Origin of the sequence: Nonomuraea sp. NPDC048882 (assembly GCF_040649755.1) — a bacterium.
Classification (GTDB): domain Bacteria; phylum Actinomycetota; class Actinomycetes; order Streptosporangiales; family Streptosporangiaceae; genus Nonomuraea; species Nonomuraea maheshkhaliensis.
Genome location: NZ_JBEZGB010000007.1, coordinates 17,422 through 34,762, shown reverse-complemented (window position 1 = coordinate 34,762; position 17,341 = coordinate 17,422). Strand labels below are relative to the sequence as shown.

Below are 17,341 nucleotides of genomic sequence, written 5' to 3'. Positions count from 1 at the left end.
TGCTGTGGCCGGTTCCCAGAGCGTGGCAGCCGTAACTGGACAAGGCATATGGCAGACCCCACCCCAGCAGAGGGGGGTGGGCCGTGAAGGTTTGCCGTCGGTGGTGTCTGCGGATGTGACGATGGCTTCGCCTGCGGTGCAGGGCAAGCGTGACGTTGGGAAGAAGAGGCCGCCTGCAGGGCTGAATGAGCCGGATTGGGCTCCGCGTTCGCAGAGCAGGCTGGCCGTGCAGAGTGCGCGTGCTGATGGGCGGCGGTTGCCGCCGGGTGCGGTGCGGGTTGAGGCGCAGGACGCGGCGGTGGCGGCCGCGCCGAGGGTGACGGACATGTGGCCGTTGAACGGTGCCAGGACGGTGCCGGCGACGCCGACGCTGCGGGCGCATGCGGAGGGTGGCAGGGCGCCGTACCGGTATGACTTCACGGTTTGTCAGGCTCCGACAGATGATCCGCGGGTGGTTTCGGAGGCGGAGTTCGATCTGTGGTGTCTGCGGCAGGATCCTGATGGCACGTGGCATGGGCCGGTGGCGTCGTCCGGGCAGCTGGCGCCGGGGGTGCATGCGTGGACGGTCCCGGCTGGGGAGTTGAAGTGGGGCGCGACCTTCGCCTGGAAGGTGGCGGTCACTGATGCGAGCGGGGCCTCGGTCACCTCGGCGTATCGCACGTTCGTGACCGGGGTGCGGCAGCCGGCGATCGGTTCGCAGCTGGCCACGCGGGACCAGGCCGGTCAGGAGTTCCAGGCCGTGTCGGGTAACTACACCTCCACGGTGGTCGACGCCTCGGTGCCGTCGGCGGGGCCGGCGTTGTCGGTGGTGCGCACGTACAACAGTATGGACGCGCGGCGAGACAGCCTGTTCGGTGCCGGCTGGTCGACCCGGTTCGACATGCGGATCGTGGCCGAGTCGAGCGCCACTTTGCTGGTGACCTACCCCGATGGGCGCCGGTTGCGGTTCGGCGCCAAGGGGGACGGCACCTTCCAGCCGCCGCCGGGTATGCATGCCACGCTGGGCGTGGTGCCGGCCGGCGGGTGGAAGCTGATGGACAAGAGCTCCACCGTCTACCACTTCGACGCACAAGGCCGGCTGACGAGAGTGGTGGACGCTCGCGGCCGGGCGCAGGAACTCAGCTACGGCAGCGACGGCAAGCTGGCCACAGTGACCGGGACAGGCGGCCGGTCGCTGACGTTCACCTGGAGCGGCGGGCACGTGTCCGACGTGGCCACGGACGCGGTCGACGGCGCGCCACTTCGGTGGAGCTACACCTATGACGGGGACAAGCTGGCGACCGCGTGCCGGCCGGGGGCTGCGCCGAACTGCACCACCTACACCTACAGCACCGGCTCGCAATACCGTGGCCTGGTCGAGGACGACGAGCCGGTGGGCTATTGGCGGCTGGGCGACCCGTACACCGCGCCCGCTCCCACTCCTACGCCCACCGATCCGAACTGCGAGATCAACCCCATCTTCTGCGTGCCGGACGGGGACGACCTGCTGCTGCGTGACTTCGGGTGGGGGGCCGGAAGGGCCGACTACGGCGGGCTGAGTTTCGAACAGCAGGGCGCGCTGGCTGGCTCGACGGACACCGCGGTCGGCTTGTCCGGGCAGTCGTTCGTCCAGCTGCCGGACAGCGTCATCCCCCGTCTGGACGATCAGCTGTCGCTGGAGCTGTGGTTCAAGACCACCTCCTCGGGTGTGCTGGCCTACACCGCGGTGGAGCCGCCCCCGCCGACCGGCACGCTGTTCCCGCCGGATGGAGCGCCGGTGTTGTACGTCGGCACCGACGGCAAGCTGCGCGGCCAGTGGCGTGCCCGCAACTCCGCCGGCGACATGATCGTCTCTCCCATCACCACCTCGGCGGCGGTGAACAACGGGCAATGGCATCACGCAGTGCTGGCCGGGTCGGGCAACAGCCAGACGCTGTATCTGGACGGGACCGCCGTCGGGTCGCTGAACGGCAAGATCGACCACAACTGGATGGCCTACACCACGATCGGCCACGGCCTGACCCACACGGGCTGGCCGGCCAGCAAACCGCTCGGCCCCGGTGACCTGACCTACACCCAGTGGGGGTTCACCGGCCAGATCGACGAGCTGGCCCTCTACGACCGCCCGCTCGGCGTGGCGGATGTGAGCAAGCACTACGCGGCCCGGCTGGCCGCACCGCATCTGCTGTCGAAGATCACCCTGCCGTCAGGCCGCATCTGGGCGGACAACACCTACGACGGACGCAGGGACCGGCTGCTGACGCATACCGACGAGCACGGCGGCCTGCACAAGATCGGCGAACCGAGCGAGATCGACCGCGAGACCGGCTCCTCGATCGTCACGCTGACCGATCCAGCTAATAAGGACGTCAAGCTGGAGCACGATGCCTGGCGCGGCTACCGCATCACCGCCTATACCGACCAACTCGGGCACAAGACCACCTACGGCTACGACGCCGACGGCTACCCGTCCTGGGTGAAGAATCCGAACAACATCTTCGCGCTGACCGGGTACGACGAACGCGGCAACCTGCTCTACTCCGGGCAATGCCGCGGCGCCAACGACGACAAGGAACCACCCCTGTCGTGCGGCGGCTTCTTCCCCGTCCCCGGCGCCCAATCGATCAACGAGCGTTACTGGAACTACCACGTCAACGAGGACGACGAGTTCGACCCGCGCAACGACCGGGTCACCGCCTTCCGCGACGGCCGCTCCTCCTCCGCCAGCGACAACACCTACGCCACCACCTACGAATACAACGCTTTCGGCGAGCAGACCAAGCAGACCACCCCTGCCACGCCGGACTTCCCCAATGGCCGCTCGTCCAGCACCGCCTACACCGACGGCAGCGAACCCGCCGCCGGAGGCGGCAACACCCCGGCCGGGCTGGTCAAGACCCGTACCGACGCCAAGGGCAACAGCACCACCCTCCGCTACACGGCCGCGGGCGACCTGGCCGAGCAGACGGACCCGGCCGGCCTGGTGACCGCCTACGAGCACGACGCGCTCGGCCGCGTCACCTCCCAGACCCAGATCTCCGACGCCCACCCCGGCGGCGTCAAGACCAGCTTCACCTTCGACACGGCCGGCCGGCTGGCCACTCAGACGGCGCCGGGCGTGAAGAACGAGATCACGAATGTCACGCACACGGCGAGGACGACGTACACCTATGACGCCGACGGCCGCAAGCTGACGGGAACGGTCACGGACCTGACCGGCGGCGATGCGGCGCGCACGATCACCTACACCTATGATGCGCACGGCCGCGAGGAGAGTGTCACCGACGCTGAGGGCGGCGTGGTCCGGACCGCCTGGAACAGCCTCGGTCTGGAGTCGAGCGTCACCAACGAAGTCGGCTCGGTCCTCGCCTTCACCTACACCGAGCGCGGCGAGCCGGCCACGGTGATGCTGAAGAACTGGACCGGTAGCCCGGTCAACCCGACACCGGCCAAGGACCTCGTACTGGAGTCGTACACCTACGACCCCGCGGGCCGTCTGGCCGTGAAGGTCGACGTGATGGGCCGCAGAACGGCCTACAGCTATCACGACAGCGACCTGCTCTATCGGGCGACCGCTGACGACGCCAAACTCAACGGCGGCTCTAGCCCGGTGGACGTGGTGCTGGAGGAGAACAGCTACGACGAGGCCGGGAACCTCACCAAGAAGGTGACCGGGGGCGGAGTCACCGGCACCGACTTCGTCTACGACGCGGCCGGTCGGCTGACCTCGTCCACCCTGGATCCGTCTGGGGTCAAGCGCAAGACCGCCTACACCTACGACGCCAACAACCTCACCACGAAGGTGCTGCGCACCGGGGCGGGCAGCACTCGCGAGGAAAGCACCAGCTACACCTACAACGCGGCCGGCATCAAGACCCGGGAGACGATCGAGAACGGCGATCAGGACGTGATCACCAGCTGGACGGTGGACGACCGCGGCCTGCCCGTCGCCGTCATCGATCCGCGCGGCAACGCCGACGGCGCCAGCGCGGCCGACTACACCACCACCAGCACCTACGACGCGCTCGGCCGCTTGATCGAGACCAAGGCGCCCAGCGTTCAGGTGGACAAGGCGCGCACGGACACGGCGGCTGTCCGTCCGACGACCCGGGCCGGTTATGACACCTTCGGCAACCAGACGCACACCGTCGATGCCGAGGGCCGTACCGTCACGACCGCTTTTGACAAGGCGGGTCGCGCGGTGAAGCTGACGATGCCCGCCTACACCCCTCCCGGCGGTACGGCGCTCACCCCGTCCATCACGCACGCCTACGATGCGGCCGGTCGCCGCGTCTCCACCACCGACCCTCGCGGCTACACCACCACGACGGACTACGACGCGCTCGGCAATGCGGTGCGCCAGACCGATCCCGGTCCGTCCGGGCCGGGCGGTGTGTGGATCGCCGAGTACAACGAGGCGGGCGAGCAACGAGCCAGCGTGGATCCCAACGGCGCCCGGGTCGAAGCGGACTACGACGACCTCGGCCGCAAGGTCGCCGAGCGGACGATCGAACGTCTGCCTGCCACGGTCGCGCACACGACCACGATGAGCTACAACAACGCCGGCATGCTCACCACGACCGTCGACCCGCGCGGCAAGACCACCACCTACACGCCCAACGCCGCCGGCGAGGTCACCGCCACGACCGACCCCGCGAACAACACCACCCGCGGCACCTACGACCTGGCCGGCCGCCAGCTGCGGGTCATCGACGCCACCCTGGCCGCCACCGAGACCAGCTACGACCTGGCCGGACGGCCGACCGAGGTCAAAGACCTCAAGCTGGCGAGCGTCAACGACCCGGGTACGGTGCTGCGCTCGGTCAAGGTCGGCTATGACCTGGCCGGCAACCCGGTCAGGCAGACATCGGCCGAACAGCACACCGTCCAGCAGAGCTTCGACGCGCTGAACCGGCTCACCACGCTCACCGAACCGGTCTCCGCAGGCCAGGAGATCGTCACCCGTTTCGGCTACGACGCCGCCGGCGCCCGCACCAAGCTGACCGACGGCCGCGGCAACACCACCTGGACCACCTACAACAGCCTCGACCTCGTCGAGAAGGTCACCGAACCCGCCACCAGCCAGCACCCGGACGAAGCCGACCGTACCTGGACCTACATCTACGACCAGGCCGGCAACAACACCGGCATCCGCCAGCCCGGCGGCGTGACCATCACCCGCGCCTACGACCATCTCGGCCGCCTCACCCAGGAGGACGGCAGCGGAGGCGGCGCGGCCACCGCCCAGCGCACCTTCGGCTACGACCCCGCCGGCAGGCTCACCACCGCAGGCGAGGCCACCCTCGAGTACAACGACCGCGGCCTGCTGGCCAAACTCACCCAGCCGACGCAACCGCCCACCACCATGACGTACGACGCCGCCGGCAACCTCACCCAGCGCGTCGACGCCACCGGCACCGCCACCTTCACCTGGGACGACGCCAGCCGCCTGGCCACCGCAGGCGACCCGGTCACCGGCCGCACCTACACCTACGGCTACGACAAGGCCAACCGCGTCACCAGCCTGACCTCCGCCAACCCCGCCAACACCCAGACCTTCGGCTACGACGACCTGGGCCGCAACACCTCCCAAACCCTGAAGAGCAGCACCGGCACCGAGCTGGCGAAGATCACCTACGGGTGGGACCTCGACGACAACCTCACCACCAAGACCACCACCGGCCTGGCCGGCGCCGGCACCAACACCTACACCTACGACCACGCCAACCGGCTCACCTCCTGGACCGCCCCCGGCGGAACCACCACCGCCTACGAATGGGACGCCGCAGGCAACCGCACCAAGGCCGGCAACAAGACCTTCACCTACGACGAACGCAACCGCCTCACCACCGGCGACGGCACCGACTACACCTACACCCCGCGCGGCACCCTCGCCTCCCAAACCAAGAACGGCACCACCACCCAGCTCACCTTCGACGCCTTCGACCGGCTCATCGCCGACGGCGACAGCCTCTACGCCTACGACCCCTTCGACCGCGTCACCTCTCGCATCACCGGCACCACCAGACAGACCCACCTGTACGCCGGCCTCAGCAACGACCTTGCCGCCATCAGCGCCAACGGCAGCATCCAAGCCAAATACAGCCGCGACCCCTTCGGCGCCCTCCTCGGCATCCAAGAAGGCACCGCGCCAGCCGTCGCCGCGATGAGCGACCTGCACGGCGACCTCGTCGCCACCCACACCGGCACCGCCCTGACCAGCTCCACCGCCTACGACCCCTTCGGCGAAACCACCGCCCACACCGGGAGCGGAAGCAACCTTGGTTACCAGGGCGAATACACCGATCCGGACACCGGCAAAGTCAACATGCACGCCCGCTGGTACCAGCCCGGCACCGGCACCTTCACCAGCCGCGACACCATGACGCTGGAACCCAGCCCCTCCGTCCAAGCCAACCGCTACACCTACGCCAACGCCTCACCCCTCACCGGAATCGACCCCAGCGGCCACTCCGCCGTCCCCGCCTCCGCCAGCGCCCGCCCAGGAGAACTCGAAGACCTCTACAACCGCAACGGCACCACCGGCAACACCCTGGGACACGACTGGTCCGGCGGCGTATACGGCCCATGCATCACCTGCACTGACAACGTCGAATACGGCTTCCTTCTCGTCATGACCAAAGAAGACATGAAAAGAAGGGGTCACCTGCCCAATGGGATGTACCTGCCGAAGGGATTCTTTGAAGCCGGCGAAAATAAAATAAACTATCTTATCAACGCCATCTACGAGAACGGGCTCAGTGTAGAACAGTCAGAGGCCATTTGGTCCTGGCTCAAAGACCCGCACGTCCAGGTGAATTCGAAGGGCGAGTTACTTGCGGACAAGTCCGTCGGTGAATCAAAGTGTCCGGGCGGAACGTCTAAAGAGCAATGTGAAGCCTTGCGTAATGCTGCGAAAGCGGTGATTAAAGCTCAAGCGTTCTACAACACATGCTTCGCCGATATGCTTAGTGATTCAACCAAGTATTGGTGTAAGGAATGGCAGCATGAGCTAGGGATCAAAGCGGATGAGTTTGCAGCGCTCAAAGTGCAATATCAAAATGATTTGACGGCTGAAGGCAAATGGTTCTGGACACTTCTCAAGGGAGTTAGCGACTTCTTCTGGGGAGACGTACAAGCCTGCAGCGCGCAGGGGGGAATCTCGTGCCTGATGATGATCGTCAACTTACTGCCAGGAGGAGCTGCTGCCAAGGGAATAGGCAAGCTCGCGAAATTCTTCCCGAAGGTCGTCAGTGCCCTACGTGGTGCGGCTAAAGCCTGCAATAGTTTCGCTGCACAAACTCTTGTACTTATGGCTGATGGCAATCGTAAGCCCATCGAAGAGATTCAGATCGGCGATTATGTCCTAGCCGCAGATCCTGTAAACGGGAAGACGGTGGCAAAAGAAGTCACCAACACAATTAGCGGCGCTGGCGTGAAACACCTGGTTCAGATCACTCTCCATGGTGAACCTGAGGCTGGGGCAAGTGAAGCATCAATCGTAGCGACAAGTGGTCATCCCTTCTGGGTGCCTTCCCTGCGGAATTGGGTCGACGCAACCTACCTTGAGCCGGGATCGTGGTTGCGTACCGCTGCTGGCACATGGATTCAAGTTGCCCATGTGAAGCGATGGACTGCAACACAAAAGGTTTACAACCTGTCCATCGCCGACATCCATACCTACCATGTCGGAGTAGGGGACGTTAACGTCCTCGTCCACAATGACGATCCCGGCATGATTGGCGCCAATGGCACCAAAGTTACAAGTAGGACGACTTGGCTGCATGGCCCTTATAGGATCGATGTCGAGAATCCAAATCCAGGTCAACGGGCAGGACAAATCCACTTCCAAGACCAAGCGACTGAGGCGAAGTATCTGTACAATTTTGAGACTGGAGAGTTCGATGGGATGCCAAGTAGTTTGAAAAAAAAGCTTGAGAAGAAGTTTCCGGAATTTCGGAGAGGGATCGCTAAAGGCCTCGCCACGCTTGGCGAGATATGCTGATCCGTCGAGTTGGTCAGAGAATCTTCGATCGGAGTTTATGAATGCGCTATAATTCGATGTTCGGTGATATTGCCACGGAGGCGATTCTGGAAGGCGCTTCACTGGAAGATATTCCTGAGGCCTATTGGGCATCTCTTCGTGAAGGATGGATGCGCGATGAAACGGGTGCCTGGTTGCTCAGATCCTTCAAATCGAGCTACTTCGGTCCTCATTGTTCTCCTGGCGATGTGGCCGGATATGAGGCCAGCGTTAACGGTCGCGGGATACCAGATATCGACCTCTCGAGTACTGGTGTCCAGCGCGCAAGGGAGCTTGCCAGGAGGGGATATGCGTTCGCTAGAATGGCGCTCTTTGGGCTGAGAACAATGACCGGTCATCCGCCAATGGAGGCGTACATTTCAATTTGTCGCGTTGATGACTCTCGAGACGATGACCTATATACGGGGAGTGTGACATTCGCAAGCCTTCGGCCAAATGAAGCCAATTATCTTGATGATGTCGAGGATATAAGAGACTGCGCGGTTCTGATTCTCGAAGTATCGGACTGCGATACCTCGCTTCCCCTCATCCCTGCGGAGCGAGGAGCTTAATCAGTGGCTGGTGATGTACGCAACGAAGCCCGTAGGGCCCATAAATAAGATGCGTTGTCTGATCTCGATGAATCTGCGCCTGCCGAAAATTGCATTCATGCGGGTCAAGTGAAGTTGCCCCGGTTCAGTAGACACATCAGGGCTTGCGACTACGCGGCAGCATAGTCGAGATCTTGGGCGTTCTTGAGCGCGTGGCGGCGTTCATATTCGGCGGGGCTGAAGTAGCCGTTGGCGGAGTGGCGGCGGCGTGGATTGTAGAACCCTTCGATATAGCTGAAGACGGCCCGTTCGGCTTCTGACCTGGTGTGGAAGGTGCGCCGGTCGATGAGTTCGCACTCCAGCGAGGCGAAGAAGCTTTCAGTGATCGCATTGTCGAAGCACGTCCCGGTCCGCCCTGTCGACGGGCGCACTCCGGCCTGCTCACACCGCTGGCCGAAGGCGATCGAGGTGTACTGCTTGAGTTCAAGGGGTCGTCGCAACGCTGCTGTTCAGGAGCGAGTTTAGATGATCGTTGAAGGCTTCGGCCGGGGTTCTCCAGCCGAGACTCTTGCGGGGGCGGGCGTTGAGGGTGGCGGCGATGGCGTCGAGGTCGCTTCGAGCGTGCCTGCTCAAGTCGGTTCCCTTGGGGAAGTATTGGCGAAGCAGGCCGTTGGTGTTCTCGTTGGTGCCGCGTTGCCAGGGGGCTGTGCGGGTCGGCGAAGTAGATCTCCAGACCGGTGTCGATGCGGAGTTGGGCGTGCTGGGCCATCTCCGATCCCTGATCCCAGGTCAGTGACCTGCGCAGATGTTCGGGCAGGGTGATGATGGTGGAAGCGATGGCGTCGCGGACGACCTGCGCGCCGTGCCCGGCCAGCGCCGGGCCGTTCTTGGCTCGCGGGCCGTCGCCGTGGCCGTCCATCGGGGGTAGGTGCAGCAGCATGGTGTATCTGGTGGTGCGCTCCACCAGCGTGCCGATCGCGGAGCGGTCCAGGCCGATGATGTAGGGGTCGGACCGGGGCGCGGTTCCTGGATCTCTCCTGGCCCGTTTCCCCGGCCCGCCCTCCGCACCGGACATGCGCGTTTCCGCGCATCCGGCGCTCCACGAGTCCCCGTGTCAGCTGGTGGCTGTTGCCTCCAGGAGGCTCGTCCATGGTGTCGGGATGTTGTTCGCGCGCCATCGGTAACGAGTGACCTCGACCTGCATGGTGTCGAACATGACGATCCCGTTCTCCGCCGGTCGGTTGCCTGGCCTGCCGGTCAGGAAGCGCCGGTAGAGCTCCTTCCAGATGATCCCGAGGTGTCGCTTGCGCAGCCATGCCGCAACCCGACGCCAGGCGTAGGCGTCGAGGTAGTGGAACGTCGCTTTGGAGACCCCGTGCCGGAAGTAGGTGCACCATCCCCGCAGCACCGGGTTGAGCTGGCGCAGCAAGGCTTCGAGCGTCAGGTGCCGTGATCTGCCGGTGAGCGCCCGCACTTTCGCCATGATCGAAAGCAGTGCCTTCTTTGATGGGTAGGTGTAGACGGTCTTCTTCCCGGTTCCCCTCTTGGTGCGTCGCTGGATGTGAAAACCCAGGAAGTCGAACCCCTCGTCCAGGTGGACCACGCGGGTCTTGGACTCCGATAAGCGCAGCCCCAGCGGGGCGAGCACGTCGGAGACCTCCGCCCAGAGCGCGTCCGCGTGAGCCTTGGAACCGCATACCATGATCGCGAAATCGTCCGCGTAGCGGATGATCCGGTAGTAGGCCCCGCCGTTCTTGCGGTGCTTCTCTCGCTGCCACCGGGTGCCGTGGTCGTCCTTGGCGCAGAAGTGCTCATCCAGCGCCGATAAGGCGATATTGGCCAGCAGCGGCGAGGCGATGCCTCCCTGCGGCGTGCCCGATGCCGTTCCCTCGACCTGCCCCGCCTCGGACATAATGCCCGCCTTGAGGAAGGACTTGACCAGGGCCAGGACCCGTTTGTCTTCGATCCGCTGCCGCGCCCGATCCAGGATCGCCGAGTGCGACAGTTCGTCGAAGCACGCCGCGATGTCGGCCTCGAACACCCAGTGATAGTTCCGGGAGCCGAAAGCGTGGATCTCGTCGATCGCGTCCTGAGCCCGACGCTTCGGGCGGAAACCGTAACTGACCGGCTTGAAGTCCGCCTCGAAGATCGGTTCCAGCACCAGCACAAGGGTCGCCTGCACGAGGCTGTCCATCGCGGACGGGATGCCCAAACGCCTGAACTTCCCCGGAGAACCGGCCTTGGGAATCAAACGCTCCCGGGCCGGCAACGGAGTGAACGTGCGAGCTTTGAGCTGCTCACGCATATCATTCAGGAACGCCGTGACCTCGGCCTCGCCGCCGATAGCAGCCGGGATAACCCGGTCCACTCCCGGCGAGCGCGCGCCCTTGTTGCCGCTCACCCGCTCCCACGCAACCGCGAGGAAATCCGGGTGATGAATGAGGTTGTACAGATCATCGAACCGGCGACCAGGATCGTTGGTCGCCCACAGGTGCAGCTTGGCCTGCATCCGTCGTACCCGTAGCGCCGCCCAGAACGGGTCGGGCCATGGCTCACCGGTATTCACCAGCGTCTCCGTCCCTTGCAGTACGTTGCGTGCATGAACCCGCTGGACCCCTTCGACATGTGCACGGGCTTTCCCCGGCCCGGACTACTACGGGTCCTCCGCCCCACCCCGCGGCCGTCGGCGGACAACGCGCCAACCCGCTGCACCCGGCCTGGATGGCCGGGCGCAGACGGGAACCCCAGGGTGGTTCCCACGTTCACCATGAACCGATCGTCGGGTGAGGTGGCCAGCTATACCCCTGCGATCTCGCCACGGCTACGCCGCAGACATTCACCGTGGCCTCCCGACCGGCGACCTCCATACCGGCCCAGGAGTTCCCCGCCCCGTGATGAGGGGACGGGTGCGCACCGCGATCCAGCCCAGATCCACCGGATTTCGAGCTGGCGGGAAATTTAAGGGGCGTGACAGCGCTGGTTCCTCTCGTCCACCTTCCCGTCTCGCTTGCCGGGCCCAGGCCATCCGGTAGTACTGGCCCGTCCCGTCGTTGTCGGGGCTGCTTGCCAGCCTCACCGGCGTTCCCCGGATCAGCCTGCCCCCAGCTTCGCTACGCTGCTGCGACAGCACAGCGGCGGAGTCCTTTCACCTCCGCTCGGTTGCATGGCGCCTCGTGGCGCTCCAGGTCGCCTTCCCAGTGCCCGGGCACGGCTCGGTCAGCGACCTCGGCGGGCCGCTGGCTAATCAATACTTCCTCGGTGACGAAGTTCTTCCCGCGCTGGCGAGTTCTGGCCGTGGGCACCCGCAGCGCACGGCCCGTGCGCAGACAGGCCGTCAGCTCGCGGCGCAGCGCACCCCGGCCCTGAATGTAGAGGGCCTGGTAGATGGCCTCGTGCGAGATCCGCATCGTGTCGTCCTCGGGGAAGTCGATGGGGAGCCGGTTGGCGATCTGCTCCGGACTCCACGATGTCGCCCAGCGCCGGTCCTGGCGACGTCCATGGCGCCGTCCCATCCAGCGGGTCTGCGGGCCTGGCACAATGCTGCCGTCCGTGCTGGTTACGTGGCCGGCGAGCCGGTCTTGAACGTACTGCTGGAGCCGATCGTGGATGGCGAGCTTGCACCGCTTGGGCCGGCGCGCTTGCCGGTCGGCGTGCCACTGCGCGACCGAGGCCCGGTAATCCAGGCGGCCGCCGCGGGTAGCCGCGTTGCGTCGCAGCTCCCGCGAGATCGTCGACGGGGCCCGCCCCAAGCTGCGGGCGATCTCCCGAACCCCGCACTTTTGGGCCCGCAGGATGGCGATTTCCTCGCGTTCGGCGAAGGACAGGTACCGGCCCGATGGCGGGTCCAGGCTGATCGGCGGCATGCCGCCACCCTCACGGAACCACCGCGGTCCCAGCGGCATCGACACGCCGCACGCGACGGCGGCCGCCTCGCTCTGCAGCCCCTCGGCGATCAACCGCCAGAAACACTGCCGCTCCTGTCGCCGATTGACCGGCGGCCGTCCCGGTGATTGAAGCGGCGGACGACCGGCCTGAAGCGCCGCACGTGCTCTTCCCTGCGCCACAACACCCCTCCTCGGGGATCAAGGTGTTGCGACGACCAGTTGAATCCGCCCTGGCTGCCCTTATCGCTGTGATGAATCACCCCGGCCTGCGGGCGGCGCTGGTGGATCGCCATTGCCAGCGCGTCGGTCACCAGTTCGGTGCGCATGTGATCGGCCATCGCCCAGCCGACGATCCGGCGGGAGAACACATCCAGCACCACCGCCAGGTAGACGAAGCCTTGCCAGGTCGGCACGTACGTGATGTCGGCCGTCCAGACCCGGTTCGGCTCATCGGCGGTGAACCGGCGTTTGACCAGGTCGGACGCGGATGCAGCACGGTGGTCGGTGATGGTGGTGCGGCAACCCTTACGCCTGCTCACCCCGGCCAGCCCGGCGGCGCGCATCAACCGGGCCACCCGCTTGCGGCCCACCCGCTCCCCGTCGATCTCGCGCAGGTCGGCGTGGATGCGCGGCGCACCGTAGATCTCATCCGAAGCCTGGTGATGCCGCTGGATCTGCTGGGTCAGCTCGGCGTCGCGCCGGGCCCGTGCCGACGGGCCACGCCGCAGGCGAGCGGCCCAGGCGTAGTAGCCCTGGCGCGACACACCCAGCACCCGGGCCAGCAGGGAGACCTCGTGGTGGTCCTTCTCCGCATGGATCAGCCGGAACTTCATCTCGGCAGATCCGTCTCCCGCGCGAAGAAAACCGCGGCCTTACGCAAGATCTCCTTCTCCTCGCGCAGGATCTTGTTCTCGCGCCGCAGCCGGTCCAGCTCCTCCTTCTCGGCGCTGGTCAGCCCGTCCTGACGGCGGCCGTCATCCAGGTCAGCCTGACGCACCCAGGTACGGATCGACTGCGCGGAGGGCTGGAACTCCTTGGCCAACTCCTCCGGCGTCCGTCCCGCGCGCACCAGCTCCACCATCTGCCGGCGAAACTCCGGCGGATAGTTGTTCGGCACAGCAGACTCCTTCTTCCGGGAACCAGGGTTCCCCAGAGATCAGGTGTCCACCAAACCGGGCCAACTCCACAAGCGCTATGGGCGGGTGAGCATGGCCGGGCTGATCTGCATCAAGCCCAGGCGCCGCACCCGGCTGATATTCCGGACGCTGCTGCAACGCGGCCGCTCCGGTGAGGTCGAAGGCTTTGGCCCCCGTCAGTACGCCGGTCTACTGGATGCCGCACTCGCCCAGTTTCGCGGTGCCATCGTGCTGGTGTGGGACAACGATTGCCGGCACCTGTCCAAGGCGATGGCCGCCTGCATCCAGCCCCGCCGTTCCTGCCCGACTGTGTTCCAACTGCCCGCCTACGCGCCGGAGCTGAACCTGGTGGAGCAGGTCTGGTCAGCGCTCAAGCGCAGCCTGGCCAACCTCGCTTCACCGCTGCCACCAGCCTGACTCTCAAGCCTCCGTAACTCCCGCCTTTCAGCCTCGAGGTCAAGTGCGGGTCGGCTGCGCGCTCGCCAGATGCCTTGAGCGGCGCTCCCTCGATGTGGGACGTCGACGCGGCGACCGTGGTCATCGACATCGGTGACAACCTGATGATCAATCAGAACTGCGCCGCCAACGACCTGCTTGGGGGCATGCGATGGAGCGTCCAGGCGTTAGAGCACGCGCCGAGCACGTTGACCGTCATCTGTACGTAGTGTCGGCTTGCGCTGGGGGCGGTCTCAGCGTGGCGCCACCTATGATGATCGAATTAGGGCGTCAGCCGTGCTCGGTGCGTGCTCGTATGCCCCGTCACGCGTCGTCAGGGCCCGGCACCGTCTGACACGCTATGTACGCAGAGGTGGCACGAACTAGCATCAAATGACACTCCGCGACACTAAAGGATCTTGCTTCTAATCCGACGGTCGCAGGTTCGAATCCTGCAGGGCGCGCCATCGAGACCAGGCAATCCACGGGTTGACCTGGTCTTTTGCATGATCGGCCTGGTCGTCCTGTAGGCAGCGGGAGGCGGCCCGAAGCAGCCCTGTGCCACTCTTCACGGAACATTGCGCCTGCCGAAAATTCCATCCATGCAGGTCAAGCCGCTTGTGAGTACTCATGGAGGACGCCGCCGAGCCGGTCTCGTCGGCGGATATTCAGGTCGATGATTCGCTCTGGATCCGTGATCGGATCGGGCACGGTGCGCAGCGGGGCCGCTTGGTTCAGAGCTTGGTGGGCTCGGTGCTGGTTGTAGAAGTATTCGTACTCGCGCAGGGCGTGCAGAAGATGTCGTTCGTTCCAGATCAGGCAGCGGTCGAGAAGCTCGTGACGGCAGGACTGCACCCATCGCTCCATGATCGAGTTCATGCGCGGCATCTGGATGCCGATGAGCACGGTCTTGATGCCGGCCTCGGCGAGGACCTCGTCCATGAGGGCCGGGAACTTCCCATCCCGGTCTCGGAGCAGAAAGCGCGCCCGGCAGCCCGCATCGTCCAGATCCATCACGAGATTCTTGATCGCTTGGATGACCCAGGTCGCGCTTGGGTGAGTGGTGGTGCCGAGCACCCGGACGCGCCTGGTGGCGTGCTCGATGACCGCCAGGATGTACTGGCGTTGCCCGCTGAGAGTGACGGTTTCGATGAAATCGGCGGCCAGCAGGGCGTCGGCTTGCGAGCGCAGGAAGTCGGCCCAGGTGGTGGACGCCCGCTCGGGCGCCGGATCAAGACCGGCCTGCTTGAGGATCTCCCACACTGTGGACGGTGCGACCTTGATGCCGAGCGTGGTGAGCTCGCCGTGCACCCGCCGATAGCCCCAGCCGGGGTTCTCCCGAACCAGGCGCAGGATGAGAGCGCGGATGGAGCGGACGGTGGGCGGGCGCCCACCGTCGCTTCGGTCGGCAGGTGCGGGCGTGACGCCGTCGCATCAGATCGCGGTGCCAGCGCAGGACGGTGTCCGGCCGGACGAGGAGCCGTAGCCGACGCAGGACCTCGCGGGGCAGCGAGGCCAGGAGAGCGGCGAGAAAGGCCCGGTCTTCCGGAGCGAATCTCACTCTGGTGTCGGCGCCTAGCTGGCGTTCAAGGACGGTGATCTGGTGCCGCAGGGCGAGTATCTCCACGTCCTTGTCCCGATCGCTCATGGGGAGCAACCGCAGCCGCGGCGAATGTGTTCGTGACGGTGAGGTAGGCCAGGCGAAGAAGCACAGCGGATCATCCTGCCGTACGCGCTTCCGTCTCCCTGGTGACCGGACTCGCGTACGCCACGAGAAGCCCTCTCAAAGCCATGACCTGGGTGGACGTAATTATCGGCAGGCGCAGGCCCCGGCGAACGCGCCAACGCCCAGCTCAAAAGCTGGAAATTCCTCCGCAACTCCGCTGCAGCCCCAGCAAGGCCGGTCACCTGTGCAAGGCCATCGCAGTCCTTCAGAACAACCGAGTTGCGCAGGCAGCGTGAGGATGAAAAGCATTCACTGTGCCCGAGCCGCATCAGGTGAAGCAACCAAGACCAGCTTTGCACGTTACGGGTTACAAGCCCGCAACTGGACGGTGTAGAGGCTTCTTCTTTCGCTTAGCCATTCACGGTCGATGAAGCGGCCGCTTATGCGCCCAGCGATTAGAAGATAGGACTTCAGGCAGGTCCGTCCGTGGTCTTCGGGTTCGGTGGCCGAGGATCCGGAGTGCACGGTCTCCGGGATGTGTGTGGGTGGTCCGGCTTCCCGGAGGTACGGTTCGATCATGGAGCCGGGGTCGGTGATGACCTCGCCGTACCAGCGTTGAGTCGCCCGGGCGGTCGTGATGCCATCGCCGTACAGGAGGTCATGGACATGGGTGTCCAAGGTGCGGATCTGGAGGAAACGCAGGCCCGCTTCCGTCAGGCTGGTGGTCACCGGGGGCGGGCCGCTGATGGTCAGGGCGTGGGTCCAGTCGTCGGTGTGGGGGCCGGTCCAGATGCGTTCGGTGAAGGCCGTCGGCCGGTAGTGGGCCATGGCGGTGGCGAGGTCGCAGTCCTGGCGGGAGGTAAGGTCGGCGCCGAGCAGGGTGGCCACGGTATCGGTGTCGCCTGACTCGACCCAGGTGCCGGTGAATCCGCGGCCCAGTCCGGCGCCGCGCAGGTGTTCCCACTGGTCGGTCACGGGGGCCAGGTACCTTTCGAGATGCGGCAGAGCAGTCCTGGTGTGGTGAACCAGGTGTTGTCGATGAAGCGGCCGGTCGTGTAGGCCAGCGCGGCGAGGTAGAAGTTCATCTCCTGGGCGATAACGGGAGAGCCGACGAGATCTGCTCCCTCCTGTCTGGGACGGTCCCAGTGATCGTCGGGGACGGTGTCCTCCCACTCGTTCCCGTTGAAATAGATCGGTTCGGTGATTTCGCCCGCGTAGTAGGACAGGTGGTAGGCCCGCCCGCCGGGCTGCGGGAGCGAAGGGAGGGCGCGCCAAGGGGATAGTCCGGACACGGCGAACATCTTGACCCAGCCGGGGCTCTGCTCGGACACCCAGACGAGGTCCTCTTCTGAATAGGCGCGATACCATCGCCGCGCCTGTTCCAGGTCGCAGGCGAGTGTGTCCTTCTCCGCCCGCAGCGCGGCGGCCACCGTACGGTAGTCGGGCGCCTCCACCCACGAGCATTCAAACCTCTCCGCCAGACCTCGCTCCTCGAAATACGACCACTGGTCTAATTTGTTACGAGTTGTCACGATGCTCCGATTCGGGGTATCGGATGGCGGAGTGGCGGGCGGGGCCGCCCGGGGGCCCAGGGGGGGGGCGAAAGTTTTTGGGTTTTTAAAAAACACAAGGGGGGCCGGGGAGAAACCCGTGGTGAGGGGGTCAAC

The 17,341-nt window shown here is 65.3% G+C and carries 10 protein-coding genes and 3 pseudogenes; 4 read left to right on the top strand and 9 right to left on the bottom strand.

Annotated features, from left to right (window positions below; translation table 11 throughout):
- The first annotated feature begins 226 nt into the window (after positions 1-226).
- Positions 227-7,984 carry an RHS repeat-associated core domain-containing protein gene (locus AB0C27_RS24905; protein ID WP_357847933.1) on the top strand — a complete coding sequence of 2,586 codons (7,758 nt, stop codon included), beginning with the start codon at positions 227-229 and terminating at the stop codon, positions 7,982-7,984.
- A gap of 56 nt (positions 7,985-8,040) precedes the next feature.
- A complete protein-coding gene (locus AB0C27_RS24900) occupies positions 8,041-8,574 on the top strand; it encodes a hypothetical protein (RefSeq protein WP_357847932.1) in 534 nt (177 codons plus the stop codon).
- Between the two features lie 149 nt (positions 8,575-8,723).
- Here the strand turns inward: AB0C27_RS24900 and AB0C27_RS24895 are convergent.
- The 6 genes and pseudogenes from AB0C27_RS24895 to AB0C27_RS24870 all read right to left on the bottom strand — a co-directional run.
- Positions 8,724-9,029, bottom strand: a pseudogene (locus tag AB0C27_RS24895) (IS3 family transposase); the annotation flags it as partial.
- A gap of 7 nt (positions 9,030-9,036) precedes the next feature.
- A pseudogene (locus tag AB0C27_RS24890) lies at positions 9,037-9,553 on the bottom strand (IS30 family transposase); the annotation flags it as partial.
- A 114-nt stretch (positions 9,554-9,667) separates the two neighbouring features.
- Entirely contained in the window at positions 9,668-11,062 is a 1,395-nt protein-coding gene (gene ltrA, locus AB0C27_RS24885) for a group II intron reverse transcriptase/maturase (protein WP_357847930.1), read from the bottom strand.
- Positions 11,063-11,735: 673 nt separating this feature from the next.
- Positions 11,736-12,416 (bottom strand): annotated as a pseudogene (locus tag AB0C27_RS24880) (helix-turn-helix domain-containing protein); the annotation flags it as partial.
- 89 nt (positions 12,417-12,505) lie between these two features.
- The gene (locus AB0C27_RS24875) at positions 12,506-13,270 is read right to left on the bottom strand and encodes an IS3 family transposase (RefSeq protein WP_357847928.1); all 765 of its coding nucleotides are present in this window, start codon (positions 13,268-13,270) and stop codon (positions 12,506-12,508) included.
- The gene (locus AB0C27_RS24870) at positions 13,267-13,554 is read right to left on the bottom strand and encodes a transposase (RefSeq protein WP_357847926.1); all 288 of its coding nucleotides are present in this window, start codon (positions 13,552-13,554) and stop codon (positions 13,267-13,269) included. Before AB0C27_RS24870 ends, AB0C27_RS24875 begins: the two co-directional genes overlap by 4 nt.
- Before the next feature lie 91 nt (positions 13,555-13,645).
- Between AB0C27_RS24870 and AB0C27_RS24865 the strand changes: the two genes are divergently transcribed.
- Both AB0C27_RS24865 and AB0C27_RS24860 read left to right on the top strand, forming a co-directional pair.
- On the top strand, positions 13,646-13,990 hold the full coding sequence (locus AB0C27_RS24865; RefSeq protein ID WP_357847924.1) for a transposase: 345 nt from the start codon (positions 13,646-13,648) through the stop codon (positions 13,988-13,990).
- 92 nt (positions 13,991-14,082) lie between these two features.
- On the top strand, positions 14,083-14,238 hold the full coding sequence (locus tag AB0C27_RS24860; protein WP_357847922.1) for a hypothetical protein: 156 nt from the start codon (positions 14,083-14,085) through the stop codon (positions 14,236-14,238).
- A gap of 379 nt (positions 14,239-14,617) precedes the next feature.
- On the opposite strand, the gene AB0C27_RS24855 is transcribed toward AB0C27_RS24860, so the two are convergent.
- From AB0C27_RS24855 to AB0C27_RS24845, 3 genes are all read right to left on the bottom strand, one after another.
- Positions 14,618-15,319, bottom strand: coding sequence for an integrase core domain-containing protein (locus AB0C27_RS24855; RefSeq protein WP_357847920.1), 702 nt, complete (start codon positions 15,317-15,319; stop codon positions 14,618-14,620).
- Between the two features lie 715 nt (positions 15,320-16,034).
- Positions 16,035-16,649, bottom strand: coding sequence for a hypothetical protein (locus tag AB0C27_RS24850; RefSeq protein ID WP_357847918.1), 615 nt, complete (start codon positions 16,647-16,649; stop codon positions 16,035-16,037).
- Positions 16,646-17,128, bottom strand: coding sequence for a hypothetical protein (locus tag AB0C27_RS24845; RefSeq protein WP_357847916.1), 483 nt, complete (start codon positions 17,126-17,128; stop codon positions 16,646-16,648). Before AB0C27_RS24845 ends, AB0C27_RS24850 begins: the two co-directional genes overlap by 4 nt.
- Positions 17,129-17,341 lie beyond the last annotated feature (213 nt).